This window comes from Flavobacterium jejuense (genome assembly GCF_006491595.2).
Lineage (GTDB): Bacteria > Bacteroidota > Bacteroidia > Flavobacteriales > Flavobacteriaceae > Flavobacterium > Flavobacterium jejuense.
On the sequence record NZ_VEVQ02000010.1, the window covers coordinates 103,588 to 129,846 of the forward strand.

Annotated in this window: 23 protein-coding genes; 13 read left to right on the top strand and 10 right to left on the bottom strand. The window is 29.6% G+C overall.

Translation table 11 applies throughout. The features are described from left to right. Nucleotide 1 precedes the first annotated feature (1 nt). Together FIA58_RS15185 and FIA58_RS15190 are read right to left on the bottom strand one after the other, a co-directional pair. Nucleotides 2-982, bottom strand: a complete 981-nt coding sequence (locus FIA58_RS15185; protein WP_140963341.1) for a LuxE/PaaK family acyltransferase — start codon at nt 980-982, stop codon at nt 2-4. A gap of 285 nt (nt 983-1,267) precedes the next feature. Then, entirely contained in the window at nt 1,268-2,266 is a 999-nt protein-coding gene (locus FIA58_RS15190) for a hypothetical protein (RefSeq protein ID WP_140963342.1), read from the bottom strand. A gap of 64 nt (nt 2,267-2,330) precedes the next feature. On the opposite strand from FIA58_RS15190, the gene FIA58_RS15195 reads away from it, so the two are divergent. Next, nucleotides 2,331-3,272: a hypothetical protein gene (locus FIA58_RS15195; protein WP_140963343.1), complete on the top strand. Its 942-nt coding sequence runs from the start codon at nt 2,331-2,333 to the stop codon at nt 3,270-3,272. Between the two features lie 74 nt (nt 3,273-3,346). Here FIA58_RS15195 and FIA58_RS15200 read toward each other — a convergent pair whose 3' ends face one another. From FIA58_RS15200 to FIA58_RS15215, 4 genes are all read right to left on the bottom strand, one after another. After that, nucleotides 3,347-4,984, bottom strand: a complete 1,638-nt coding sequence (locus tag FIA58_RS15200; protein WP_140963344.1) for a T9SS type A sorting domain-containing protein — start codon at nt 4,982-4,984, stop codon at nt 3,347-3,349. Between the two features lie 103 nt (nt 4,985-5,087). Then, complete coding sequence (locus FIA58_RS15205; RefSeq protein WP_140963345.1) at nt 5,088-5,432, bottom strand: T9SS type A sorting domain-containing protein; 345 nt, start codon at nt 5,430-5,432, stop codon at nt 5,088-5,090. A 109-nt stretch (nt 5,433-5,541) separates the two neighbouring features. Continuing rightward, complete coding sequence (locus FIA58_RS15210; protein ID WP_140963346.1) at nt 5,542-6,687, bottom strand: hypothetical protein; 1,146 nt, start codon at nt 6,685-6,687, stop codon at nt 5,542-5,544. A gap of 148 nt (nt 6,688-6,835) precedes the next feature. Continuing rightward, on the bottom strand, nt 6,836-9,613 hold the full coding sequence (locus FIA58_RS15215) for a TonB-dependent receptor (RefSeq protein WP_140963347.1): 2,778 nt from the start codon (nt 9,611-9,613) through the stop codon (nt 6,836-6,838). Between the two features lie 176 nt (nt 9,614-9,789). On the opposite strand from FIA58_RS15215, the gene FIA58_RS15220 reads away from it, so the two are divergent. Together FIA58_RS15220 and FIA58_RS15225 are read left to right on the top strand one after the other, a co-directional pair. Further along, entirely contained in the window at nt 9,790-10,473 is a 684-nt protein-coding gene (locus FIA58_RS15220) for a response regulator transcription factor (RefSeq protein WP_140963348.1), read from the top strand. Further along, complete coding sequence (locus FIA58_RS15225; protein WP_140963349.1) at nt 10,473-11,513, top strand: sensor histidine kinase; 1,041 nt, start codon at nt 10,473-10,475, stop codon at nt 11,511-11,513. The genes FIA58_RS15220 and FIA58_RS15225 overlap by 1 nt, the downstream gene beginning before the upstream one ends. Here the strand turns inward: FIA58_RS15225 and FIA58_RS15230 are convergent. Both FIA58_RS15230 and FIA58_RS15235 read right to left on the bottom strand, forming a co-directional pair. Further along, entirely contained in the window at nt 11,487-12,542 is a 1,056-nt protein-coding gene (locus FIA58_RS15230) for a glycosyltransferase (protein WP_140963350.1), read from the bottom strand. The two genes, FIA58_RS15225 and FIA58_RS15230, sit on opposite strands and share 27 nt — an antisense overlap. Nucleotides 12,543-12,554: 12 nt before the next feature. After that, nucleotides 12,555-13,376 (bottom strand): UDP-2,3-diacylglucosamine diphosphatase, encoded by an 822-nt coding sequence (locus tag FIA58_RS15235; protein WP_140963351.1) that lies wholly within the window; start codon nt 13,374-13,376, stop codon nt 12,555-12,557. A gap of 166 nt (nt 13,377-13,542) precedes the next feature. On the opposite strand from FIA58_RS15235, the gene trmB reads away from it, so the two are divergent. Genes trmB through FIA58_RS15250 form a run of 3 tightly spaced genes read left to right on the top strand, consistent with a single transcriptional unit; the run spans nt 13,543 to nt 15,185 of the window. Continuing rightward, nucleotides 13,543-14,217, top strand: a complete 675-nt coding sequence (gene trmB / locus FIA58_RS15240) for a tRNA (guanosine(46)-N7)-methyltransferase TrmB (protein ID WP_140963352.1) — start codon at nt 13,543-13,545, stop codon at nt 14,215-14,217. A 3-nt stretch (nt 14,218-14,220) separates the two neighbouring features. Further along, complete coding sequence (locus tag FIA58_RS15245; RefSeq protein WP_140963353.1) at nt 14,221-14,847, top strand: LysE family transporter; 627 nt, start codon at nt 14,221-14,223, stop codon at nt 14,845-14,847. Nucleotides 14,848-14,849: 2 nt separating this feature from the next. Further along, complete coding sequence (locus tag FIA58_RS15250) at nt 14,850-15,185, top strand: MGMT family protein (protein ID WP_140963354.1); 336 nt, start codon at nt 14,850-14,852, stop codon at nt 15,183-15,185. Between the two features lie 10 nt (nt 15,186-15,195). Here FIA58_RS15250 and FIA58_RS15255 read toward each other — a convergent pair whose 3' ends face one another. Together FIA58_RS15255 and FIA58_RS15260 are read right to left on the bottom strand one after the other, a co-directional pair. Continuing rightward, a complete protein-coding gene (locus FIA58_RS15255; protein ID WP_140963355.1) occupies nt 15,196-16,527 on the bottom strand; it encodes a sensor histidine kinase in 1,332 nt (443 codons plus the stop codon). Between the two features lies 1 nt (nt 16,528). Then, nucleotides 16,529-17,878, bottom strand: a complete 1,350-nt coding sequence (locus FIA58_RS15260) for a sigma-54-dependent transcriptional regulator (RefSeq protein WP_140963356.1) — start codon at nt 17,876-17,878, stop codon at nt 16,529-16,531. A gap of 236 nt (nt 17,879-18,114) precedes the next feature. Here FIA58_RS15260 and FIA58_RS15265 point away from each other — a divergent pair, with 236 nt between their 5' ends. The 7 genes from FIA58_RS15265 to FIA58_RS15295 all read left to right on the top strand — a co-directional run bounded on the left by FIA58_RS15265 (nt 18,115) and on the right by FIA58_RS15295 (nt 26,182). Continuing rightward, entirely contained in the window at nt 18,115-19,260 is a 1,146-nt protein-coding gene (locus FIA58_RS15265; protein WP_317167917.1) for an efflux RND transporter periplasmic adaptor subunit, read from the top strand. A 36-nt stretch (nt 19,261-19,296) separates the two neighbouring features. Next, a complete protein-coding gene (locus FIA58_RS15270; protein ID WP_140963358.1) occupies nt 19,297-19,998 on the top strand; it encodes an ABC transporter ATP-binding protein in 702 nt (233 codons plus the stop codon). 12 nt (nt 19,999-20,010) lie between these two features. Beyond that, on the top strand, nt 20,011-20,811 hold the full coding sequence (locus FIA58_RS15275) for a head GIN domain-containing protein (protein WP_140963359.1): 801 nt from the start codon (nt 20,011-20,013) through the stop codon (nt 20,809-20,811). 73 nt (nt 20,812-20,884) lie between these two features. Then, nucleotides 20,885-23,311: an ABC transporter permease gene (locus FIA58_RS15280; protein WP_140963360.1), complete on the top strand. Its 2,427-nt coding sequence runs from the start codon at nt 20,885-20,887 to the stop codon at nt 23,309-23,311. After that, nucleotides 23,304-24,590 (top strand): TolC family protein, encoded by a 1,287-nt coding sequence (locus FIA58_RS15285; RefSeq protein WP_140963361.1) that lies wholly within the window; start codon nt 23,304-23,306, stop codon nt 24,588-24,590. The genes FIA58_RS15280 and FIA58_RS15285 overlap by 8 nt, the downstream gene beginning before the upstream one ends. A gap of 207 nt (nt 24,591-24,797) precedes the next feature. Beyond that, nucleotides 24,798-25,940 carry an Mrp/NBP35 family ATP-binding protein gene (locus FIA58_RS15290; RefSeq protein WP_140963362.1) on the top strand — a complete coding sequence of 381 codons (1,143 nt, stop codon included), beginning with the start codon at nt 24,798-24,800 and terminating at the stop codon, nt 25,938-25,940. 2 nt (nt 25,941-25,942) lie between these two features. Then, nucleotides 25,943-26,182: a NifU family protein gene (locus FIA58_RS15295; RefSeq protein ID WP_140963363.1), complete on the top strand. Its 240-nt coding sequence runs from the start codon at nt 25,943-25,945 to the stop codon at nt 26,180-26,182. The last annotated feature ends 77 nt before the right edge of the window (nt 26,183-26,259 follow it).

Sequence of the window (26,259 nt, forward strand, 5' to 3'; positions counted from 1 at the left end):
TTTACAAAACCATCAAATTACAACCTCTAATGTCAGAATTATCAAAACGTCCCAACACTTCGAAAGAATGGTTGGGATTTTTTTTACCCAAATCTTGCGTAGCAATAAACGAGCATGAATTGATGTTTGCTAAATCTATTACGTTAATTCCACCCGTTTTTCCGTAATCAACATAAGATAAAGCATCTTCTGTGTCTCTAGTGAGAATTTGCATCCACGGTGGACATTCAAAAACACCATTTCCTAAGGAATAAGCTTGCGACAATAATTCGGTCATGCCATATTCAGAATGAATGACAGGAACTCCAAAACCTTGGCATAAAATTTTATGTAATTCTTCACGAATAATTTCTTTTCGTTTCCCCTTCATTCCTCCTGTTTCCATGATAATCGTATTCTTTAACTCAAATTGATGCAGTTCAATTAAATCCAATAAAGCATAAGTCACACCAATTAAAATTACATTTTGACCCGATTTGTCTAATGTAATTAATTTGGTAACCAAATCCTGATAATTATTCAAATAAAATCCCGAATCTGGATGATTACTACTTTGAATTAGATCATCAACCATATAAATTAAAGAAGAACCCTCTCTTTCTAAATAGGATGGAAGTAAAGCTAAAATACAATAATCTTCAATATTGCCATAAAACTCAGAAAACCCTTTGCGATAACTTTGTTCGTAAACAGAAAGATCCGTTACAAAATGTTTACTAGTTTGCGTTCCAGTTGTGCCACTACTGGTAAAGGTTTCTTGGACACTTTCTGTAGTACTTATAATTTCATGGCTTTTAAAAAATTGAATAGGTAAAAAAGGAATTTCTACAAGCGTTTTTACATTGGATTTGTCCTTTCCTAATAAAGAGCAAAATTCGTTATAGACTTTATTGTTGTCAAATTGATATCGAAAAACTTTAAGGGCTAGTTTTTCAAAATCTCTTTTACTTGAAATGGTAAATATATCTTCGGTTGCAATCATTTTAATTAAATTCTATTTTATTTGTAGGAGCACAAAATAGACCTTCGGTTGAAAAGCACACCTGCTATCCACTATATCTTTGCTTTTTTAAAGAAAAAAGCAAAGGATGCCGTTCCTATCAGGGCTATACATCACATTTCCAATTTCTAGATGCCCTTTTCAAGGAAAGTAAATACAAACCAAAAAATTATATTCTGGCTAACTAAAATTGAAATCTTTGCAAAAGTATAAAATAAAAAAAGCACCAACTATATGTGTTGGTGCTTTTAATTTTTTTTAAATGTATTATTTACTTTTTTCTAGTAATTTTTTCACCAAAGCTTTTAATTCTTCAATTTCTTGATTTTGCTTCTCATTTATTTTGTTCTGCTCAATTATATACAAAGTCAATTCTTCAATTTTTTCTTGTTGAATTTTAGCCATTTCTCCTAACTCTAAACCATTTCCTTTTACTTCTTTTGCGCTAGGAACATTAATTAAATGACCGTTTTCTTTAATGTGGTTTTCAACTTCTTTTAATGAAGGCAAATCGTAATCTTTATTGAAAACATAATCTGCCCAAGTATTGTAAACTTTAACTTCTTCTGCTCTAATCTTTCCTTTTACTGATAAGCGATAAATTTCTGATCCATCAGTAAAATTATAAGTTCCAATTCCAATATTTGAATCAGTTAGTATGTCTCCTTGAATCAAGGAACTTCCTTTTACAACAAACTTATGAGTTGACATTATTGGGTCATTTGAAAAACCACCAATAATTACTTTACTATTTGATTTAGGAATTTGCAAATAAGCTCCTCTTTGATCACCATAATCATTTACTTTAAAAAATTCTCCTTGTGATTGATCATATAAGGTAAGTAGTGTGGTTGATCCTTCATATATATTTATATTAAATCTTTCTTTTCCAAGTCTATCATTTATGAAAAAACCTACTGCTTTAATATTGTATGGGCTTATCATTGACATGTCATACATGTTGAATATTCTTCTTTGAGAATTTATAGGGTTAGTTTTTCCTGCAGCAAAAATTATACTTTCATTTATTCCTTCATCATAATTTGAGAATGTTTCATCAGATAATTCTCTACCAGAAAAATCTCCTTTTTTTGCTTTTAAGTCTCCGTTAACTTCAAGCTTACTTGTGGGAGTTGTTGTTCCAATTCCTATGTTTTCTGTTGAAGGATTGGTTGTTGAAGAAACTTGTCCATTAGGACTGCTTATTTGTGAATAAGTAATATAACTTATAAAGAACATTAATAATGTTGAAAAAGAAAAGTTCATTTTATAGATTTTAATTTATACAAAAATAATTATTTTTTGAAGAATTACATGTTATATTTGAATTATGAATTGGAAAATTAAAGCGACATTACAAAAAATTTTATCCTTAAGTTTATTAGGTGATAAATTAAACCATATTCCAGTTACTTTAAGTCAAGAATATCACAAAAATGTTTTTAGCTATCAAAGTCATGAATGTATTCGTAAGTTTGATTATTGTAAATCTGATTTTCTTAAAAAGGATAGAGTGGCTCTGGAAATAGGTACAGGTTATTCTGCTATTTCGGTGGTTGTACTTCGTCTACTTGGGTTTAAAAAAATTGTTACTGTAGATGTGACATCAGATTTGATTTTCTCTAGTTTTAAGAAACAATCTAAATATTTAAATGAAGATGTTTTTTTAAATGAAATCGTTTCGAAGAGTATTTATTCTAAAAATGAAATCCTCAAATTAATAGATGTTATACTAAGTAAAGAAACATTTAATGAACTTTTTGAGTTTTTAAATGTAATTTATATAGCTCCTTATCAATTTGATGATATTGAAAAACATGTTTTATCAATTGATTATATAACATCTCAAGTTGTTTTAGAGCATGTACATCCAGATATTTTAAATTCACTTTTTGAAAAAACTTGTAAATGGTTAGTTGATGACGGTTTGTCTGTACATACCATAAATTTTATTGATCATTTTGCTAATCCAGGTTTTTTTCAAGACAAGTCTATTTCTGAATTTAATTTTTTAAGGTTTTCGGATAAATATTGGAACTATTGGGCAGGAAATTCGATAGCATATACTAATAGGTTGTCTTATGTTTATTATTTAGAACTTTGTGAAAAAAATAAGCTTACTGTAGTTGATTTTATTGGCGAAAATTATCGTAAAAGAGTTGAGTTAGATTCTAATTTAATTCATGAAGATGTGCTTAATAAGTATGAAGCTATTAAATGTATTGATGATTTAACCAAGTTTCAAAGGGGAACTTTAATTATATCTAAATAAAAAAGCACCAACGATAAGTTGGTGCTTTTTATGCTTTTTTGAGATTCTGAAATAAATTCAGAATGACAATAGTATTATTTTACTACTAATTTTCTTGTAGCAGTTTTTCCCTCTTCGGTTACTTTAACGATGTAAACTCCAGCGTTTAAGTTTCCTGTGTTGAATGAATTGTTGATTACATTTCCTTTAGCTACTTCTTTACCTAACATGTTGTAAATTTGAACATTCATGGTAGTATTAGCAGTAGAAGAGAAGTTTAAAGTGTTTCCAGATAATGGATTTGGATACATAGTTAAACCTTCAATTGCATCAAAAGATTTTGTTGATAAAGCTAAATCACTTAAATCACGAGCAACAACTTGAGGAGTTCCATTAAATTCAGCAACTAGTACTGTTATGTTGTTAGCACCCGTTGGAACTAAATCAGTATTAACTACATAATTAGCTTCAGCAAAAATAGATCTAAATGCCATAGTTGTTCCGTCAGAAATATCGTAGTTAGTATTTACAGCAAAAGTTGTAGCTCCATTTCCGTCAGCAAAAGTAGCTCCGTTGATTTGCACTAATTCACTTTCATAAGCTTCAATATTTCCTGTAATATCAGAGATTGTTACTACTTCAGGAGTGATTGTGTTTCCAGTAGAAGAAGCAGTAATGTCTTCATAAGGCACTAATTGTAAAACGCCACTATAAAGTATTGCTTGTCCTTTAAGACCTGTCATTCCGTCACCTTCATTGAAAGTGTTTAATATGATTCCAGCATTATCATCAACTAGAATAGCAGCTGTTCCGTCTTGAATGTATTTCTGATTTCTTGCTGCTCTAGTGTAGGTTACAATTGCTTCACTAGAAATTTCATAAAATAAGCCATCTCCATTTGCAATAACATCAGCTCTTAATGTAGCAAGGTTATTGACTACTGTAAAAGGACTAACTGTAAAATTTACTGTTGAGTTTACTGCTGGTGATATAGGTGTACCAGAATCATCAACAAGTTCCATGTAAATAGTATGTGCCCCTGTAGATAAGCTAGTTAAAGAAATAACTGAAGTGTCAAATTTATCAGTTGCTGAACCAGTATCAACAGTATAGCTAATGTGTCCATCTCCAGATCCTGGATTTGCTACGGCAAAATTTTGTACACTAAATGCTACATCAATATCAGTGTTCGGAGTTGTTGATCCATCAGTTGGACTTGTAATTGCTAAACTAGGTGTTAATTGTGCTACGAATTGAAAATTATCGATATACATAATTGATGATCCCATCCAATTAGCAGAGGTGTCATAAAATCTAAATCCGATGTCAATTGGTCCAGATGTAGTAGCTGTATAAGTAAATGTTAATGTTTGCCATTGATTTAAAACGGAATCATCACTATAATTTTGGTATGTCTCTACAAATAGTCTAGCTCTAGCTCCATTGTCTAAAGCATAAATATCTACTGAAACATCATATGTAGTTCCAGCTATAACATTTATTGTTTGTCTTAAATCTGTATTTGCTTGTGTTTGAGTTGTGATTGTGAATTTTCCAGATTTAACACCTTCTGATATAATAGTTGTTTCCTCTTCAATAGTTATTCCTGGATCATTTGTCCATGTATCTAATACTCCAGTTGTAAAATTTTCAAAATCACCATTAATTGCTAGATTTTGAGAAAAAGTAATTGTGGAAATAAATAAGGTAAATAAAAAGTAAATTTTTTTCATTTTTTTAAGTTTTTTAAATGTCTACAAATGTATGAACAATTTTCATTTTTATGAAAATAGGTATGTAAAATAATAGTTAAATAAGAGATTGGGGTTTTAGTAACTAATTGATAATTAGTTTTCGAGTGGCAGAAGCTTCTTCTTCTTTTACTTTTACGATATATACTCCAGTATTTAGAGCACTAATGTTTACTTCTTTTGTAGTAACTATGGCTTCAAATACTTTTTTACCTAAAACATCAAAAATTTCTACTTTCTTTTCTAAACCTAATTTAGAAGTGATGTAGATTTTTCCATTACTTACAGGGTTAGGGTAAATAGTTAGTCCCTCAATTGAAAGTTCTTGAGTTTTGCTAGTACTTGGATTGCTTTTAGTGTTCTGTGATAAAGCATCTACAGAAAACAAAAGGGTACTAAAAAGAATTATATAAAAGTATTTTTTTATCACTCGCACTATTTTATTACAGGGTAAATATAATCAAAATTTATAATACAATAACAATGCCAAATAAAAAATCCCTCATTTTGAGGGATTTTTAACTTTTAGTATAGAAAAATTATAATCCTATAGTCCAACCAGTTGTCCAAGAAGGAGCATTTTGATTGCTTCCTGCTCCAGTATTACTACCTACTGTTATGTAAGAAGTGTTTGTACCTGCATATTCAGATTGAGTAGTGATAGAAGCTCCGAAATAAATTGGGTTAAAAAGAACATGACTATTATCTATGTTAGCATTAGAAACAGCATCAGTTGTTGCGTCTTTAATTTTTAAACCTTTAGTAAAACCATCTATATAAATATTTTGACAATTCCAATATCCAGTTCCTTCTTTTAAATACATTCCATGCTCTGAACCAGCTAGTGAACCTTTTAAAATAGTAAAGTTTTTTAAAGTTGCATTTGTTCTAGGTGTTGCGTCAAAGTTGTCTCCATTGTTAGAACCTTCTACACCTGCTTTTTCAATATCTTTTATAAAAACATTTTCAAATGATCCAGTAAATCCATCAGCGAAATCTAATCCGTCATCTTGTGCATTAACAATTACCAAGTTTTTTGCATTAACGGCTCCACCAAAGAATTCTATTCCATCATCTCCACTCATGTAAGCTTCAACGTTTTCAAATACTGTTCCAGATCCTACTGCGAATAAAGAAACACCATTAAATTCTTTATCACTTGAGAAAGCGGCACCAGTATATTCAACTCTTAAGTAACGAATTACTCCTGAGCTGTCATTATTGTCTGAACCACCATAAGTTAAGTTAGATACTTCTGCTAAAGCTGACTCTCCATTAGAACCTCCTTTGTTTGTATATGCTTTTCCACAAATTACTAATCCACCCCAATCACTTTGACTTGGTGAGCTAATAGCACTTGTCATAATAACTGGATTGCTAGCAGTACCATTTACATATATGTAGGCTCCTTGAGAAATAGCAATATAAGCTGAAGTTCCACCAGAAGCTTCTACTCTTGTTCCAGCTGGAAATGTAACAGATGCACCGTTTTCAACAACAAATGGTCCAGTTAATTTGTAAGTTATTGATGGATCTAGTGTTAGCGTTTGTCCTGATTTTAGAGTACCTTGAAAATTAGAAGGATCAATAGTTACAACATTGTTTGTATCATCTCCATTATCTCTTGAACAAGATGATAGTGTTAAAGCTGCAATTGTTAAAGCAGATAATAATAATTTTTTCATTTTAGATTGTGTTATTTTAATTTTAATACAGCAAATTTAAGTATAGATTGCTACTAGAGTTTTATGTAAATGTTATGTGTTTATTAATAAAAAAAGGGCTGTCTTTATGGAAAAACAGCCCAATCTTTATTAATTGTTAATTTATTGTTTAGAATTCATACTTCAATGAAAAACCAAAATTTCTACCTTTTTTGTATTCAGAAATAGTTACATCTTGTGTTTCTTGAACCCTTTTGACGGTTGGATTATTTAAGTTTTTAGCACTTATACCAATCCCTAAATTTTTATTTAATTTATATTTTAAGATAAAATCTGCAGTTACAACTGCTTTATCAACAATGTTGCCTTTGTAATTAGTTCCTAAAGCATAGATTCTATCTGAAAAATAACCAGTAGTAAATGTTGCTGTAATTGATTTTTCATTTGCCATTTTCTTGTTGAAACTAATATCAGCATTGGCTAATAAATCTGACGCCCCTGTTAGAGCACTTTCGTCATATGTGAAGAAAGCGTTTATAAAACCTTTGGTTTCTTTGAAAACTTTATTTTTGTCTAAATCTTGATTAGTGTGTAAATAGGATACATTTAATCCAGCACTTAAACTTTCTCCTGTGTCAGATGAAATATTCTCTATTTCATAAATAAACTTTCTTACCTCTAGTTCAGCACCAAAACCAATTGCTCTTTCACCAGAATTAATCCAAGAAATATCATTAGAAGCTGATGCAACAGTTGTTTCATTTATAGGATTTTGGATGTATTTACCAAAACCTGTAATAGAAATTACTTCACCGTTTTTAGGAAAATATTCCCATTTTAAATCAAAATTGTAGTCAGTCGAATTATATAAGTATGGATTACCAAAATATGCTTGGCCTACCTCTTCATATAAGAATGGAGCTCTTTCTTTAAATTGTGGTAATGTATAAGTCTTACTAGCGGCTAGTTTAATATTCTGCTTCTCTGTTAATTCATATTTTGCAGCTAAAGAAGGCAAGTATTCCATAGTGTCAAATAATTTTTTTGTCTTGGTAGGAATAAGAGTTGTAAAATATTCAATATCTTGGATGATATATTCAGCTCTGAAAGCTACATTTACAAATAATTTTGATGTAAATTGATACTCTAAAGCACCATATCCTGCTGAAATTATTTGTTGACCATTATAATTCTGAGGTTTGTAGGCATTCGGTGAGTTAACGTCACCAAACAAAGTACTTAATGTAAATAAACCAGCGTTGTAGTTGTTTTGATTAAAATATGAATCAATATTATTTATGTCTATATTTGGTTGAGTGACTTCATTTACTGGCTTCATGTTGTATTGAATAGCATCAAAATTAATTGTTTTATATCTTCCACTATAGCCAGCAATCAACTTGCCTTTATAAATATCATCTGAATCTTTTTTGAATTTATAAGATACTGCAAAGTTTCCAGCTACTTCATCATCAGTCATTTCTTGATAATATCTGTTGTTGTCTGCTTTATTGTAGTTTGAAGGGACTAAACCTTGAGATAGATCATCATCATTTCTTGGTATGAAAGTATTTTGTATTCTATCTGGAATAACATTAGTCATCATGTTATATGATAATCCCCAATTTAAATCAATTCTTTCATTAAATAATTTATGCTCACCTAATAGTTGATTTACCCATAGACTAGTTCTGTCAAATGTAGATCTTCTCAAAAAACCTCCTCCATTCGGAGCTCTGTCAAAAACGTTTAATGTTCCTGTATATTCGCTATGATCTTGGTTAGAAGAGTTGATATACATTGAATTAGCTTTAAATAAATTTTTGTTGTCTACTTTATAGACTAAATTTAATAGACCATTCGTGTTAGTTGAATAATTATATGAATTCTGAAATAAATCAACAACTTTTGTTCCATCTTGTGTAATTGACCCTCTTCTTACGCCTTCTTTGTAACTATATGCATTATCGAATGATCCATTTATAAAGAAGCTAAATTTGCTATTTTCACCTATTGAATAAGAATCTCCGCCTCTTAAATAATAAGAAGAATTGATAGGAGTGGCAGCTTGTTTATCCCAACTTGTAGAGAAATTATAATTAGATAAACCGTTTGAAGGTTCTTTTGTATTGCTAAATCCTGTAAAATTTGGACCGTCTTGTAAATAAAATTTATTTTGTTGAATTGCATTTGAATTTACACTAAATCCAGTTCCAACTTCTAGCATTCCTGAACCAGTATAATTTTTAGAAACTATATCAACATTTGCTCCAGCAAAATCGCCATAGTTTTTATAGTTGTATGTTTTGTCAATTCCAATATATTCTACAATATCTGTTGAGAATAAATCTAGAGAAATATTTTTTGTGGAAGGATTGTTTGAAGGTAATGGAAGCCCATTCAATGTAGTCATATTATATCGGTCACCTAATCCTCTTACGAATATTCCGCTTGAGCTTTCTGATTTTGAAATTCCAGTTGTTTTTGCAACCGCAGCTGCTACATCACTAATTCCTTTTTTTGAGATTTCTTCAGCTCCAATTGCTTGTTTAATTTCTACAGCTTTTTGTTGTTCTTGTAATAAAGCGGTTTCACTTTCTTTTGTAACTGTATGAGTGATAACGACGTCTGCTAGTTGTACTCCACTTGCTGCTAAAGTGTAATTAATCACTTTCTTTTCTCCAGCTTTTATGGTAAATGGGATTTCTTTAGTTTCGTATCCTAAATAACCTATTTCTAAAACATAACTTCCTGGTTTTATAGAAAGAGAGTATTTTCCAGTATAATCAGTTGATGAGCCTATTGTTGTTCCTTTAATAAGTACGTTTGCAAAAGGCAATGGTTCGTTGTTGTATTCTTTATCTGTTATAACTCCGCTTACTGTTCCGTTCTGAGAAAAGGTTAACGTAGTTAAAAATAAAAAGCCTAATAAAAATTGTAGTTTCATCGTGTTGTTGAATTTTGGTGCAAAGGAACTCCAACTAAGTTATTAGACTGTTACTTGTAAATTATAAAAATGTTTCTATAAAGTTAATTAAATGTAAACTCATTAAATTATTGTTAAGCGCTTGAATCTTTTTATATTATCTTTACCTTTACCACTAAGAAACAAGCAAAATTGTTATGAAAAAAAAAGAAATTAAGATATTATTAGTTGATGATGAACCAGATATCTTAGAAATTGTAGGATATAATTTGTCTCAAGAAGGGTATCAAATTGTTACAGCAACTAATGGTAAAGAGGCTATAACTAAGGCAAAAAAGGAGCTTCCACAATTAATTATTATGGATGTCATGATGCCAGAGATGGATGGTATTGAAGCTTGTGAAAATATCAGAAAATTTCCAGAATTGGAAAACACAATAATTACTTTTTTAACAGCACGTTCTGAAGATTATTCTCAAGTAGCTGGATTTGATGCAGGTGCGGATGATTACATAGCTAAACCAATTAAACCAAAAATTTTGGTTAGTAAAGTAAAAGCTCTTTTAAGAAGATTAAAAGACGATTCAAATGCAACAGATACTTTGCGCTTAGGTGATATAGAAATTAATAGAGAAGAATACAAAATCATTCGTCAAGATGAAGAAATTGTTCTTCCTAGAAAAGAATTTGAACTTTTCTATTTGCTAGCAACAAAACCAGGTAAAGTTTTTACAAGAGAAGAAATTTTAGACAAAGTCTGGGGTAATGAAGTAGTTGTAGGAGGAAGAACGATAGATGTTCATATTCGTAAATTAAGAGAAAAAATTGGTGATGATTTCTTTAAAACAATTAAAGGAGTAGGATATAAGGTAGAGTTTTAATGGTCATTAATTTTAAAAAATCATATAAATTTGCTGTTAAATCAGCGACTTATATAACTCTCTTTTCTTCTGGAGTATTATTCCTTTTTAATCATTTTTTTCTAAAAAATAACCCTTGGTTTGTATTTGGGTTTGCTTGTGTTTTATATGTTTTCTCTTTTTTCGTATTACAATATAGAGTAGAACGATTTATTTATAGAAGAGTAAAAAAAATATATGACGATGTTTCTCTTTTAGAAACTACATCTTTCAGAAATCAGCCAGTAACTACAGACATGGCTACTCTTACAAGGGAAGTTCAGAAATTTGCTAGAGATAAAAAATTAGAAATTGAAACTTTAAAGATTCGGGAGGAATATCGAAGAGAGTTTTTAGGAAATGTGTCTCATGAATTAAAGACACCATTATTTACAGTTCAAGGTTATTTATTAACCTTGTTAGATGGAGCAATGGACGATAAAAATATTCGAAAGAAATACTTACAAAGAGCTGAGAAAGGAGTTGAAAGACTTATTTATATAGTGAAAGATTTAGATATGATTACCAAATTAGAAACAGGTGATCTTAATTTAGAACTTACTGAATTTAATATTGTTGAAGTTATTCAAAATGTATTTGAACTGTTAGAAATGAGAGCTTCTAAAAAGAATATTTCTTTAACCTTTGATGCAAAATATAAACCTATTAAAGTTATTGCAGATCAAGAAAAAATTCAACAAGTAGTTACTAATTTAGTTATGAATTCTATTAAATATGGAAAACAAGGGGGAACTACGGAAGTAAGCATTGAAGACTTAGTGAATAATAAAGTAATTATAAGGGTTACAGACAATGGTGAGGGAATTGAAAAGCAGCATATTTCTAGACTCTTTGAACGATTCTATAGGGTAGATAAAAGCGGAGCTAGAAGTGAAGGAGGTTCTGGTTTAGGACTTGCAATTGTGAAACATATAATAGAAGGGCATAAAGAAAAAATTTATATTGAAAGTCAATTTGGAATTGGTTCTGAGTTTTCATTTACTTTGGAAAAGACAAAATAATTTTTTCCAACTAACATCAGTTGTGTAATTGCTAAATCCTCTGTATAAATCTATTTTGTTTAATTTTGATATTTCAAAATCTTCTTGTTTACAACATGGAGCAATGCCTTCTTTTTTGAATTTTTTTGCTAAATACTCTTGTTCATATTGTCCTGGAGTAGGGATAAAAAAAGCTTTTTTGCCAAGTTGAGCTAAATCCATAACAGTAGTGTAGCCTGATCTGGATAAAATTTTGTCACTTTGATTAAAAGCTATTTCAACCTGTTCACTATTCATGAAATTGTAATAGGTAATGTTGTTTTCTTCAGTTACTTTTTGTTCTTTTTCAATTGTACCTTTTATAAAGAGTGTTTTTTCTTTAGATCCTTTTAGTTCGGTAATTAATTTTTCTTCTAATAGTGTTCTTTGAGGTTCTGGACCAGAGAGAATAATCATTAAATCATATTTTTTTGGGCTCGTTTTTTTGTAAAGTCTACTTAAAGGACCAATATATTTAATATTTTTAAAGGGTTCTTCTAAGTGACCTAAATCACCAGAGAGATTTGGACTTTTTTCTTTATCAGGAACCCAACATTCAGTAAATTTTTTTACAAAGTGATGGTGTAATTTAGTAGTGAACCATGTGGTATTACCTGTTAAAACATTTAGTTGGTGGGTAATAAATACTGATGGGACATCTTTTGAAAAAACACCTAATCTATTATCTGAAATTATTCCTTCAATTTGGTATTTGTCAATAAGTTTTTTAGTAACTTTTTTTTCTTGCTTTATAGCTTTTATAATGTCTGGAATTTGAGAAATCAATTTTATTTTAAAATTACTCCCTTTTTCGGCATAGGTAACATTGTAAGATGGGAGCATAATGGAAATCAAATGCGGAAATTCTTTTTTTAATAATTCAAGAGCTACTCCGTCAGAGGCAATAATGGGCTCGAAACTATTTTTCTCTAGCGCTTTTATAATAGGGATACACCTTGTAGCATGACCTAATCCCCAATTAAGAGGGGCAACAAGAATTTTTTTTGACATCTGATTTTAAAATTATTTTTTTATTATAGATATAAATTGTTCTGCTAATTGATTTTCATAATCAAAATATAAGTCATCATTATTATATTGAACTTCGGGTTTGTATTTATAAAGTTTCCACTTTTTTTTGTTGTATTCCAAAGCGGTTAAGTTTTCTATCCAATCTCCAGAGTTAAGATAAATGGTTGAACCTTTAGAATTTGTTATTGTTTCCATTTTAGGTTCATGTATATGTCCGCAGATCACATATTCATAATTATTTTCAATAGCCAGTTCGGTACATACATTTTCAAAGTTAGTTATAAATTTTACAGCTGATTTCACATTGTTCTTAATTTTTTTAGAAAGGGAATAAGGTTCTCGTTTTAACTTTACTAATATCCAGTTTAAAAAACGATTAATTAAAATTAACATATCATAGCCCCAACCACCTAGTTTTGCCAACCATTTAGCATGTGTTATTGAAGAGTCAAAAACATCTCCATGAAAAATCCAAGCTTTTTTTCCGTCTAATTCTAGAACCAATTTGTTTAATAAATGTAAGTTTCCAAGATTTAAATCAGTAAATTTTCTCAAAAACTCATCATGATTGCCCGTTAAGTAATATACTTTTGTTCCATTAGAACTTAATGAGATTATTTTTTTGATTACTTTAAGATGACTAGCAGGGAAATAGGATTTTCTAAATTGCCAAATATCTATAATGTCTCCATTTAAAATTAGTGTTTTGGGCTTAATTGAAGAGAGATATTCTAATAATTCTTTCGCATGACAACCATAAGTTCCTAGATGAACATCTGAGATAACAACTACTTCTACTTTTCTTTTTTTCATTTTATAACGATAAAAAAACTAGTTATTCTATTGAATTAAAACACTTTAATGTCATTATTAATAAAATAAATATCTCACAAATAAAGAAATTTTAACTTTAATTAAGGTTAATCAATCATTATCAAAACTTTATTTCATTAATTTTACCAAAAATTAAATAATCAAAGTGGGAAGTAAAAATAAACTGAAGCGATTTAAGGAAAACGAAACTTTTGCAAACGTATTTCAACCAACTAGAGAAGAAGTGGTTTCTGACAACTTTCCATTAAAAGGGAAATGGAATAAAGAATTTTTTAAGAATGACAATCCTATAGTCTTGGAATTAGGTTGTGGAAAAGGAGAATATTCTGTAGGTTTAGCGGAACGATATACTAATAAAAATTTCATTGGAATAGATATAAAAGGGGCTCGTTTTTGGAGAGGAGCTAAAACAGCTCAAGAAAGAGGAATGAATAATGTAGCATTTGTTAGAACACAAATTGAACTTATCGAACATTGTTTTAATGAAAATGAAGTAGATGAAATATGGATTACTTTTCCTGATCCACAAATTAAGTACAAACGTACCAAACATAGAATGACAAACACTGAGTTTTTGCAACGATATAAAAAGATATTAAAGACAAATGGTTTGATGCATTTAAAAACAGATAGTGAATTTATGCATGGCTATACATTAGGCCTTTTGCATGGTGAAGGTCATGAAGTACTTTATGCTAACCATAATGTGTATAAAAATGAAGGAGCTCCAGATGAAGTTATAAAAATTCAAACATTTTATGAAAGTCAATATCTAGAACAAAATAAACCAATTACCTATATTCAATTTAAGATTAAATAATAAATGGAATACTTAATCTCATTACTATTAGGTTTTTTAATCGCTTTTATCGGAATTCTTCCACCAGGAATGCTGAACATGATGGTTGCAAAGCTTAGTGTAAATGAAAATAAAAAAGCAGGTCTTTTATTTGGCTACGGAGCAGGTTTAATTGTTGTTTTACAATGTTTTTTAGGATTATATTTTGCTAAGTTTTTAGATAGTCATCCTGTTGTGAGTGAAAACTTAAAAAAATTTGCAGTACTAATATTTATTGTACTAACTTTTGTTTTTATTTATAATGGACTTAAACCTAAAAAAGAGAAAGCAGAAGTGACGATTGAAAATAAAAAGAATAGATTTCTTTATGGAATGATTTTATCCTCATTCAATATGTTTGCGATTCCTTATTATGTTTTTGCAAGTTTAACCTTGTCTTCAAAATATATTTTTAAATTTTCAACGAGTTCAAATCTCTTTTTTGTTGCTGGAGCAGGTTTAGGAACGCTTTTAGTATTTCATATCTATGTATCAATTTTTAAAAAAATTGAGAATAAAGTTGGGTTTTTAATCAAAAACATTAATTTTATTATAGCGGCAATTACAGGTATTGTTGCCATTTCCTCTATTTATAAAATGGTTTCTTCTTAAAATTGAAAGCAAAAGAGTCACATAATGAAAATTTTTTCGAACGAGTATATGATGTTGTTCGTTTAATTCCTGAAGGAAAAGTAACTTCTTATGGAGCTATTGCAAAAGCCATTGGAGCCGCTCGTTCTGCGAGAATGGTTGGCTATGCTATGAATGCAAGTCATAATATGGAAAACGTGCCAGCACATAGAGTTGTAAATAGGAAAGGTTTGCTTTCTGGAAAACATCATTTTGATGGAACTAATTTGATGCAACAATTGCTTGAAAATGAAGGAATAACTGTAGTAGATAACCAAATAGTAGATCTTGAAAAGCATTTTTGGGAACCAGATTTTTAGTTTTTTAAACTTATTCGGTCAAACAAATTAAAAATGTAGTTTTATTATCTTTATTTTGATAAGTTAAATAACCACCATGTGCTTCAATAATATTCTTAGATAAAGTTAACCCTATTCCTGCTCCTTCTTTTCGAGTAGTGAAAAAAGGCATAAATATTTTATTTTCAATTTCTGGTTCTACACCATTTCCTGTATCAGTTATAGCGATGAAAAGTCTTTTCTCTTTTGTTTCAGCAGTAATTAAAATTTGTTTGTTTTCTTTGTTTGATAATGCATAAATACTATTCGTCAATAAATTAATAAGTACTTGTTCCATCTGTAATTTATCAACTTTTAGTCTATATTTAAAGTCAATAGTGTTAGTTATTGCAATATTTTCTTTTTTAAATAAGGGTTGCATGATTTCTAAACTATTATTTATAATTTCGTTTAGTTCTGTTTTTTCTTTTTGAGGAGTTGGCAACATAGCTAATTTTCTATAGCTTTCAACAAATTGTTGCAGATGATCACTACGATGTAACATGGTTTGAACGCTTTGTTTCATGTCATCTAAATCTTCAGTAGAAAGGGACTCTTGGTCGATTAATTCTTTTAAATTTTGTGAAAGTGAACGAATAGGAGTTAATGAATTCAATAATTCATGAGAAATTACCTTCATCAAATTAATCCAAGCTTCTTTTTCTTTTTTCTCAACTACTTTTTGAATAGAATCCAATAAAACCACATAATAGTCTTGATTGTAAGTTTTAGTTCGTGAAGATTGCATTACAAAAGTTTGACTGTCTCTCTTGTTTACTCTAATTTGTAATGATGTTTTTATTTCACTAAAACCTTGTTCTTCAATTATTTTACAAAGTGAAGGCAATTGGTTTTTTAAATAATACCATTTGCTAACTTTTGGAGCTTCAAAATGACTGGAAAAATAATCATTCATAAAGAAGATATTCCAGTCTTCATTTTCTTTTTGCAAAATTAAAATACCAGTTTCGACATTGTTTAAAATAGAACGATAAATGATGTCTTTAGAAACTTGCTCATTTTGTTTGTTTTTTAAAGTTTCGTATAATTTAAAAAGATTTTTGTAATTTGAAAATGACTTGTGTTTGGAAAAATCAGCAGAAAAATCACTTTGTAGAATGGCCTGAATGGTTTTGTCATAAAACTGAAAAGCATTTTTAAGATATGTATAAAGTTCTATTGTTAATAATAAAACTAATAATCCTACAAACAATGAAGTGTAGAATAGATCTTTTTGAAGTAGGTAAGTGGTAAATCCAAACCCCATCAGAATAATAACTAATCGTATAAATAATTGATTGTATATTTTAATTGATCCTAACATTTTAAGGAGTTGTAATGTTGTATTTTTCTATTCTTCTATACAAAGAGGCTCTAGATAAACCTAACTCTTCAGCTGATTTACTGATATTAAATTCGTTTTTTGTCAATACTTTTTCAATGGTCATTTTTTCAACATCAGAAAGGGGTAACTCCTCTTGATTTTCGTTATAGGAGCTTATAATTTCTAAGTCTAAATCAGTCGTTTTAATAGTATTATTTTCACATAAAATAATGGCTCTTTCAATTCGATTTTCCATTTCACGAATGTTCCCATTCCAAGCATGTTTTTCTATTTGTTCTAATGCTTTTTCGTCAAAAACAACTTCTTCTTTCTCATATTTAACTTTCATTTTGTCTAAGAGAAAATGAGCTAATGGAATTTTGTCTGAAAATCGTTCTCGTAATGGAGGCAAAACAATTTCCATCGTATTGATGCGATAAAATAAATCTTCTCGAAAGTCCTTGTTTGAAACAGCTTGTTTTAAATCTAAATTAGTTGCTGTTATAATGCGAACATCTATAAGTCTAGGTTTAGACTCTCCTAATCTTGTGATTGTTTTAGTTTGAATAACTTGCAATAATTTTGATTGAAGTTGAATAGGAATATTACCAATTTCATCTAGAAAAATGGTTCCGTTTTGAGCAGCTTCAAATCGTCCTAGAGTATCCACTTTCGCATCAGTAAAGGCTCCTTTGGCATAACCAAATAATTCACTTTCAAAAATAGTAGCGTTTAATGAACCTAAATCAACATGTACAAAAGGGTTTGTTTTTCGATTGGAAACTAAATGAATATGATGTGCTAACACAAATTTACCAGTCCCATTTTCACCTAAAATAAGGACATTTGCATCAGTTTTGGCTACTTTATCAGCTAGTTCATATGCTTTTTTAATGTTTTGTGAAGCTCCTATGAAATAATTTGGAATAATATCATTTTGATTTTTTTTTGTCTTTGATTTTCTAGATTCTTCTACTGCTTTTTTTACGGTATTTAGTAATTTATCATTATCCCAAGGTTTTAAAACATAATCAAAAGCACCAGATTTTAATCCTTCCACAGCAGTTTCTACTTTTCCAAATGCAGTCATTAGAATAACAATGGTTTTTGGAGCTAATTTTTTTATCTCTTTTAGAAAATATAATCCTTCTTTCCCATCTTCAAAACCGATACGGTAATTCATATCTAATAAAACCACATCAATGTTATGATCAGCTAAAAGTTGAATTACATTTTTAGGATTATTTAGAGTATGAATCACCTCAAAATGTTTCTTTAACAACATTCTTACAGAGAAAAGGATGTCTTCTTGGTCATCAATAACTAAAATTTCGGCTTGTGTTTTTTTCATCTAGTGTTCAGTTTCGTACAAAAGGTGTTCAAAATCGGACAGTTGTTGTTTTTTAATAATTGCAATCAATTGAAATGTAGTGTTTTGTGAATATTAAAATGATGGCATGAAATTCCCCATATTAATAGAAAAATACAATAATGGACACTATCATCAATCGTAAAAATAATAAAAAAAAGAAGCTCCTTCTAGTTATTCCAATAATTTTACTCTTATGTTATTTCATTTTCAGTGGTATGATTAAAAAGAGAACATATAATGTTAAACAATCAGAAATAACAATAAAAAAAGTTGAAAACGATTATTTTGAAGATTTTATTTTGTTTCAAGCTAAAGTAACGCCTTTGCATTCCATGTTGGTCAATGTTATTGAAGGTGGAGCAGTTCAAGAAATTTTTGTTGAAAATGGAGATATGGTAACAAAAGGACAACCTTTAGTTCGATTGTATAATCCAAATACAGAATTGACTTATATGCAACAAGAAACGTCAATTATAGAACAAATTAACAACTTGAACAAAGCTAAGTTAGATTTAAGAAATCAAGAATTAAACTTAGCAAAAGATTTAATTGCTATTGAACATGATTATTTAGATGCTGAAAATTTATATAACTTAAATCAAAAGTTATTTGAACAAGAAATTATTGCCAAAAATGAATGGAAAGTGACTCAAGAGAATTATCGTTTTCAAAAAGAAAGAATGAGTATTATAAAACAAAGTGTGACCAAAGAAAAACAGGCCAACTTAATTCAAATTGGACAATTAAATCAGTCTATTGGAATTATGAGTCAAAGTTTATCGATTTTGAGAAAAAACAAAAACAATTTTTTAATAACAGCTCCACTTTCAGGACGATTGTCTTCATTTGAACCTATTTTAGGAAAGACTTTCACGCAAGGCAATAGTATTGGAACTATAGATGTTATGCAAGGTTACAAATTGGTGGCTGATGTGGATGAATTTTATTTAGACAGAGTTGCTATTGGTCAAAAAGGAACAATAGATTTCAATGGAAAAACGGTTGAGGTGCAAATTGGAAAAGTGATTCCAGAAGTGAAAAATGGTCGTTTTATTGTAGAGATTAACTTTGTTAAAGATGAAAATTTAGAATTAAACCAAGGATTGTCTTTCGGGGTACGAATTAACCTTTCTGAGAAAACAAAAACAACTTTGCTGTCAAAAGGGAGTTTTTACCAAGATACAGTAGGAAAATGGATTTTTGTGGTAAACGGAAACAAAGCAGAAAGAAGAAACATTAAATTAGGTAGAGAAAATCCTTTATATTATGAAGTAATCGAAGGTTTAAAAGAAGACGAGAAGGTCATTACATCAACTTATAAGGATTACAATGAAGTACAAATTTTAAATATTGAAAAATAAATTATTCACTAATTATTCACGACTAATTATTAAAAAATGATAGAAATTAAAAACCTTACAAAGGTATTTCAAACGGAAGAAGTAGAAACAAAAGCACTAAACGAGGTTTCAATCACAATCAATCAAGGAGAATTTGTAACTATCATGGGACCTTCAGGAAGTGGAAAATCAACACTTTTAAATATTGTAGGTCTTTTAGATAGTGCAACAGGTGGAAGTTATCAATTACTAAATCAAGAAATGATAGGCATTAAAGAACAAGAAAAATCAAAGGTAAGAAAGCAAAATATTGGTTTTGTGTTCCAAAATTTTAATCTTATAGACGAACTATCGGTTTATGACAATATAGAATTGCCTTTAATTTATAATAATATTGCGGCTTCTGAAAGAAAGATAAAAGTGAAAGCTATGGCTGAGCGTTTAGGTATTTCGCACCGATTGAAACACTATCCTCAACAACTTTCTGGAGGACAACAACAGCGTGTTGCTGTAGCAAGAGCATTAATCAACGATCCAAAGATAATTTTAGCCGATGAGCCAACAGGAAATTTAGATTCTAAAAATGGAAATGAAGTAATGGAATTATTAACCGATTTACATGCTCAAGGAGCCACTATTTTAATGGTAACCCATTCTAATTATGACGCTTCTTTTTCTCAAAAAACCATTTTCATGAAAGACGGAATCATTCTTTCAGAGAAGAACAATAGTAAAAACGTGGATGTATTAATTTCTTAAAAAAATAAAATCATGATAAAGATAATTGTAACGGTAACCGCTTTTTTAATTAGTTTAATTTCATTTGCCCAAGTTTCAGAAAATAGAACAGTAGGTGATTTTTCTAAATTACAAGTGTCAAATGCTATTGAAGTTTTTTACACTGTTTCGAATACTAAAAGTGTAAAAGTAGAAACTGACGAAAAAGAAAATTTAAAATATATAAAAGCAATAGCTGAAAACGGAACATTAAAGCTTTTTGTAGACACATCAGACTATAAAAAGGAAAAAAACAGTAAAAAACGTTCAAAAGGTAAAAATGTAAACTGGATTAACGGAGTTGAATTTGCTGTACTAAAAATCACGATTTCTGGACCAAATTTAGAGGCAATTAAAGCAAGTTCGTCTGCTGATATTAAAATTGAAAACACCAATACCAGTTCAAATTTAGATATTGCAGTTAGTTCTTCAGGAAGTATTTCAGGGAATTTCAATTGTACAAATTTAACCATTGACGCTTCTTCAAGTGGAGATTTTACAGGCAAAATTGATGCAACTTCAGCTGCAATTGAGTCAAGCAGTTCAAGCGATGTAAATTTATCAGGAAAAGCTACAAAAATTTCAGTAAAAGCAAGTAGTTCATCTGATTGTAATTTAAAAGATTTTATGGTTGAAGAAGCCATTATTGGAGCAAGTTCTTCAGCTGATGTTTCCATAAAAGTTACAAAATCAATTGAAGCAAAAGCTACATCAAGTGCTTCGATTGAATATTTTGGAAATCCATCAGCAGTTAAAAAAGAAGAAAGTTCTTCGGGTTCAGTTAAAAACAAATAAGCATCAAAATCATCAATCGATGTGAAGCCAAATTTTATGGAACGCAACGTAAAAAATCAAAAAACGAATCATTATGTTAAAAAATTGGACAAATCTTTTTATCTATCATATAAAAAACAATAAGTTATTTACTTTTCTAAATATTTTAGGATTGAGTATTGGAATTGCAGGTTTAATTTTTGCAACCTTATATTGGAATGACGAGCAGAGTTATAATGAATGGAACCCTGAAAAGAATAAGGTGCATCAGGTGATTAGTGACTTAGGAAATGATATTATTTGGGGTTATACAGCAAGTCCTTTAGAGCAATATTTAGAGGAAATACCTGAGGTAGAATCACATTGTTACTTTAACACTTGGTATTATAATGAAATGATAACCTACAAAGGGAAAAAAGAATTAATTGAAAAAATATTCGATGGGCAAAAGAATTTCTTTGAATTTTTTCCATTCGAATTTACTAAAGGAAACAGCAAAACGGCTTTAGTGGACAATACTAGTATTGCACTCTCAGAAGAAGTTGCCCAACGCTTATTTGGCAACGCTGAACCAATGGGAAAACAAGTGCTGTATTCTGGTAGAACTTTGGTAGTAAGAGGTGTTTATAAAATCAATAAAAAGTCATCAATTGCTCCAGAAGCTGTTACTAATATAATTGATAAACAATTAGAAGCAAATGCAGATCAATGGGGTAATTTTAATTTTGGATTGCTACTAAAACTTAAAGATCCTGCTCAAAAAGCTAAAGTTGAAAAAGCATTAGACCAATTGTTTTTTAAATATAAAATTGCTAAAGAAGCGGCAGACGAAGGTATTTCAGTAGAGGAATATACCAAGTTATATGGAACTATTTCTAATGTTTTAGAACCCTTAGCTACTGCAAGATTGCATTCAAAAGCACATGGCTATCCTGAAGGAAATGGGAATTATCAAATGGTCCTTATTTTAGTAGGTTTGTCTTTTTTAATTTTACTCCTTTCTATAGTAAATTATGTCAATCTAGCCACTGCAAATGCAATTAAAAGAGCTAAGGAAGTTGGAGTGCGAAAGATTATTGGGGCAACAAAAAATAATATTATTCAACAATTTTTATTTGAGACTGTCATTACGGTGCTCTTTGCAATTATTATTTCTTTAGTGATAGTAGAATTAACATTGCCTCTTTATAATGCTTTTTTAGAAAAAGAATTACTTATTCACGGCAGTCAGTTTTATGTACAAATTATTTTAATATTTTTAGTTACAGTACTTGTTGCTGGTATTTTCCCTGCTGTTTATGTATCTAATTTTGATACGTTAAAAGTCTTAAAAGGAAATTTTGGCAGAAGTAAAAGCGGAATATGGTTAAGAAACGGAATGCTAATTCTACAATTTTCAATTGCTACTTTTTTTATAGTAGGTTCTTATATTGTTTATGAACAAGTGCAATTTATGTTGGATAAAGATTTAGGATTTCAAGGAGAACAAGTTCTTGAAATTGCCTATAGAAATCCATATGATTACAAAGAGAAAAATTACCAACAGAAATTAATCACAAGATACAATACTATAAAACAAGAGATTTCCAAAATTAAAGGAGTAAAACAAGTCTCAACAGGAGCTTTTAAATTTGGAAATGGAGCTACTTCATCTTCAAGTTTTAGATATAAAGAGGCTACCATTCAAGGGCAAAATATGGCTGTGGATTTTGGTATGCTTGAAATGATGCAAACAAAAATCGTACAAGGAAGGTCTTTTAATGAAAAATTTGCATCAGATACAATAAACACAATGATGATTAATGAAACAACTCTGAAAATGATGCATGAAAAAGAGCCTATTGGTAAAACAATTGAATGGAATGGAAATAAATTAAAAATCATTGGAGTGGTGAAAGATTTTCATTTATATGGTCCGCAAGCTGAAATTCCACCTATGTCTTTCTTTCATTTTAAAACGATAGACTGGATGCTTCAAAATGTGAATACTATATACGTAAAAGTGGAACCAGAAAATTTGGAGCAAACTATTACAAATATTGAAAAATTTTGGGTTAAAAATGTGGAAACAGAATATCCATTCAGTTATGATTTTGTAGATAAAAGTTATGCGAGAACTTTTCAAAAATTCATTAAAATGAAAAATTTATTTTCACTACTTAATATAGTGGTAATATTAATTGCTCTTTTCGGACTATTTGCATTAGCTAGTTATTCCATTCAGAGACGAATGAAAGAAATAGCCATTCGAAAAACACTTGGAGCTGAAACAAATGTCCTTTTGAAAGAATTGTCTAAGCAATATATAGTATTTTGTGTCATTGGTTTTTTAATAGCATTATTTCCTGCCTATTATTTGTTAAACCTTTGGTTAGAAGATTTTGCTTTTCGAATTTCAATTTCTTGGATTCCATTTGTAATAGGATTTGTGGTTTTGTTGTTTTTAACCCTAGGAATAGTGCTCTCAAGAGCTTATTTAGCTACAAAAGTTGATGTTTTAAAATATTTAAAATATGAGTAAGATTGTCGCTTTTATTTTCTTTTGGAGTATATGTGCCAATTCGCAAAATGAAATTTGGACTTTAGAAAAATGTATTGAAGTTGGTTTGCAAAATAGTTTGGAAATAAAAATCAAACAAATTGAAATCAAGCGAACTCAAAAAAGTCATAATTCAATTGTAAATAAGCTATTACCAACTGTGAGTTTTGATGTGAATCAAAGTTATAATTTTGGTTCAACTATTGACCCTTCAACTAATGGAAGAGTAAGTTCTAATATTCAATATGATAACTTTTTTTTAGGTGCTAGAATGAATTTGCTGGATTTTAATGCTATTGCAACTTCACAACTTACAAAGCTAAATATTGAACTAGCTAATGTAGAAAAAGAAGTGCTGGAAAATGAATACCAACTGCAAATTGCGGAAAGTTATTTTACTGCGTTATACAGTCAAGAGTTATTAAAAATACAGGAAGCACAGTTTAAAAATGCTCTGCAGAATCTAGATAGAGTTCAAAAAGAAGAAAGTTTAGGAAGCAAGCCAAAGAGCGATTTGTATGATATGCAACTGAATGTAGCTCAAGAACAGGCAACAATTTTAACAACAAAACAAGAATTGCAAATTCAAAAAAAGCAATTGTTTCAACTTTTAAATAGTGAAACTATAACTGTTGAGAATATAGAGTTATTTCCTTATTCAAATGAATTAGAAATAGCGAATATAATGGATAATCCAAATTTAAAATTAGCCACTTTAAAGTACAAACAAGATTTAAAAAGAATAAAGCAAGCTAGAGGGAATAATTTACCTTCGTTAAGTGCTTTTTACAATTATTCAACTTTTTATTACAAACCTTTAAATCAGCCAAATGTAATTGTAAATAGTTTTAATAATCAACTTACGGACAATAAAAATCAACAAGTGGGTTTGGCTTTGAGTATCCCTATTTTTAATGGATTTCGTAATTCAAAAAATGTAAAAGCATTAAAACTTGAGAGTGATAAATCAAAATTAGTTGTTGAGAAAGAGAAAATTAAAATTAACCAACAAGTTAAAATTGAGCAGGAAAAGAAAGAACAATTAATACAATTAGAAGACAAATTAGTAACTATTAACTTGCTTTCGGAAAAAACTTATAAAACGGCTCAATCAAAATATGAGGCAGGAAAAATGGATGCTGTTGTTTTATCAACAGTTAAGAATCAATTGTTACAATCGGAGTATAACTTATTGAAAAACAAGTTTCAGCTTCAATTTGCAACAGTTAAAATCAATCTTATACAGTACAATCACTTATGAATGGTAAAGCTATAAATTCGAACTATTTAATTATAAGAAAACTTTAAACTTTAATGCTTTCACACTTTTAAACTTCTAACTATCTTTGCAATTCAAATTCAGTCTTAATAAGAATTTGAAAAAGAAAGAGATTCAAATGGAACGTAATTAATTATTCTATTTTTTTAAGCGTTGCATCGAATACAAAATTAATAAACTCTTAATGAGATGAAGTTAGATAGAAAAGAAATCCTTAAAGCTTTAGAAACGATAACTGTTGCTGGTGAAGGGAAAAATATGGTTGAAAGTGGTGTTATTCAAAATGTAATCACTTTTGGAGATGAGGTTGTAGTAGATGTTCTTTTAGCTACACCAGCGTTACATATCAAAAAAAGAGCTGAAGTAGATATCATGAAAGTGATTCATGAAAAAGTATATGAAAAAGCGAAAATTAAAGTAAATATTAAAGTTGAAGCTCCACAAAAGCCTGAAAGTCCTAATGAAATTAAAGGGAAAGCTATTCCTGGAATTAGTAATATTATTGCAGTTTCTTCAGGAAAAGGAGGTGTTGGTAAATCAACTATTACTGCAAATTTAGCTGTTACTTTAGCAAATATGGGATTCAAGGTAGGTGTTTTAGATGCTGACATCTACGGACCATCTATGCCAATTATGTTTGATGTAGAAAATGAAAAACCAATTTCGGTTGAAATTGAGGGTAAATCAAAAATGCAACCCGTTCAAAGTTATGGTGTTGAGATTCTATCTATAGGGTTTTTTACCAAACCAGATCAAGCTGTTATTTGGAGAGGTCCAATGGCTGCAAAAGCATTGAATCAAATGATTTTTGATGCCAATTGGGGAGAAATTGACTTTATGTTAATCGATTTACCACCTGGAACTGGTGATATTCATCTGTCTATTATGCAATCATTGCCTATAACTGGTGCAGTTGTTGTTAGTACACCTCAAGCAGTTGCACTCGCAGACGCTAAAAAAGGAGTTTCTATGTTTGCCAATGAGAGTATTAATGTGCCCGTTTTAGGAATTATAGAAAACATGTCTTATTTTACTCCAGAAGAATTACCTAACAATAAATATTATATCTTTGGTAAAGAAGGAGCAAGAAATCTAGCAGCAGATTTAAACGTGCCATTTTTAGGAGAGATTCCTTTAGTACAAAGTATTAGAGAAGCAGGAGATTATGGACGTCCAGCTGCTTTACAGACGGCTACACTTTTGGAGAAGGCATTTGAAGATTTAGCTAGAAATGTAGTACAGGAAACGGTCAATAGAAATGATAATTTACCTGCTACTGAAGCGATAAAAATAACTACAATGGCAGGATGTTCTGCTGTTAAAGGAAAATAAAAATGAATAAAGAGGAAATTGTACTAAATATCGAAAAGGCTTTAAATGAGATTCGTCCTTTTTTGAATTCTGATGGAGGTGATATTTCATTAGTCGAAGTTATCGATGATAAACATGTTAAAGTTCGTTTAGAAGGAGCATGTACAAGTTGTAGTTTAAGTATAAGTACTATGAAAGCAGGTGTAGAGACAACAATTAAGAAATATGTCCCACAAATTGAAACTGTAGAAAATATTGCTTAATTATGAAAAGGTAAAACTGATAAAAATCATATAATTTGACTTTTATTTATTATTCCTTTGTACTACCTATTTAAAAA

What these genes read in the sequence shown, in the direction of transcription:
- FIA58_RS15185 (WP_140963341.1), bottom strand. Translation starts at nt 982, where the DNA reads ATGATTGCAACCGAAGATATATTTACCATTTCAAGTAAAAGAGATTTT.
- FIA58_RS15190 (WP_140963342.1), bottom strand. Translation starts at nt 2,266, where the DNA reads ATGAACTTTTCTTTTTCAACATTATTAATGTTCTTTATAAGTTATATT.
- FIA58_RS15195 (WP_140963343.1), top strand. Translation starts at nt 2,331, where the DNA reads ATGAATTGGAAAATTAAAGCGACATTACAAAAAATTTTATCCTTAAGT.
- FIA58_RS15200 (WP_140963344.1), bottom strand. Translation starts at nt 4,984, where the DNA reads ATGAAAAAAATTTACTTTTTATTTACCTTATTTATTTCCACAATTACT.
- FIA58_RS15210 (WP_140963346.1), bottom strand. Translation starts at nt 6,687, where the DNA reads ATGAAAAAATTATTATTATCTGCTTTAACAATTGCAGCTTTAACACTA.
- FIA58_RS15215 (WP_140963347.1), bottom strand. Translation starts at nt 9,613, where the DNA reads ATGAAACTACAATTTTTATTAGGCTTTTTATTTTTAACTACGTTAACC.
- FIA58_RS15220 (WP_140963348.1), top strand. Translation starts at nt 9,790, where the DNA reads ATGAAAAAAAAAGAAATTAAGATATTATTAGTTGATGATGAACCAGAT.
- FIA58_RS15225 (WP_140963349.1), top strand. Translation starts at nt 10,473, where the DNA reads ATGGTCATTAATTTTAAAAAATCATATAAATTTGCTGTTAAATCAGCG.
- FIA58_RS15230 (WP_140963350.1), bottom strand. Translation starts at nt 12,542, where the DNA reads ATGTCAAAAAAAATTCTTGTTGCCCCTCTTAATTGGGGATTAGGTCAT.
- FIA58_RS15235 (WP_140963351.1), bottom strand. Translation starts at nt 13,376, where the DNA reads ATGAAAAAAAGAAAAGTAGAAGTAGTTGTTATCTCAGATGTTCATCTA.
- FIA58_RS15245 (WP_140963353.1), top strand. Translation starts at nt 14,221, where the DNA reads ATGGAATACTTAATCTCATTACTATTAGGTTTTTTAATCGCTTTTATC.
- FIA58_RS15255 (WP_140963355.1), bottom strand. Translation starts at nt 16,527, where the DNA reads ATGTTAGGATCAATTAAAATATACAATCAATTATTTATACGATTAGTT.
- FIA58_RS15260 (WP_140963356.1), bottom strand. Translation starts at nt 17,878, where the DNA reads ATGAAAAAAACACAAGCCGAAATTTTAGTTATTGATGACCAAGAAGAC.
- FIA58_RS15265 (WP_317167917.1), top strand. Translation starts at nt 18,115, where the DNA reads ATGATTAAAAAGAGAACATATAATGTTAAACAATCAGAAATAACAATA.
- FIA58_RS15270 (WP_140963358.1), top strand. Translation starts at nt 19,297, where the DNA reads ATGATAGAAATTAAAAACCTTACAAAGGTATTTCAAACGGAAGAAGTA.
- FIA58_RS15275 (WP_140963359.1), top strand. Translation starts at nt 20,011, where the DNA reads ATGATAAAGATAATTGTAACGGTAACCGCTTTTTTAATTAGTTTAATT.
- FIA58_RS15280 (WP_140963360.1), top strand. Translation starts at nt 20,885, where the DNA reads ATGTTAAAAAATTGGACAAATCTTTTTATCTATCATATAAAAAACAAT.
- FIA58_RS15285 (WP_140963361.1), top strand. Translation starts at nt 23,304, where the DNA reads ATGAGTAAGATTGTCGCTTTTATTTTCTTTTGGAGTATATGTGCCAAT.
- FIA58_RS15290 (WP_140963362.1), top strand. Translation starts at nt 24,798, where the DNA reads ATGAAGTTAGATAGAAAAGAAATCCTTAAAGCTTTAGAAACGATAACT.
- FIA58_RS15295 (WP_140963363.1), top strand. Translation starts at nt 25,943, where the DNA reads ATGAATAAAGAGGAAATTGTACTAAATATCGAAAAGGCTTTAAATGAG.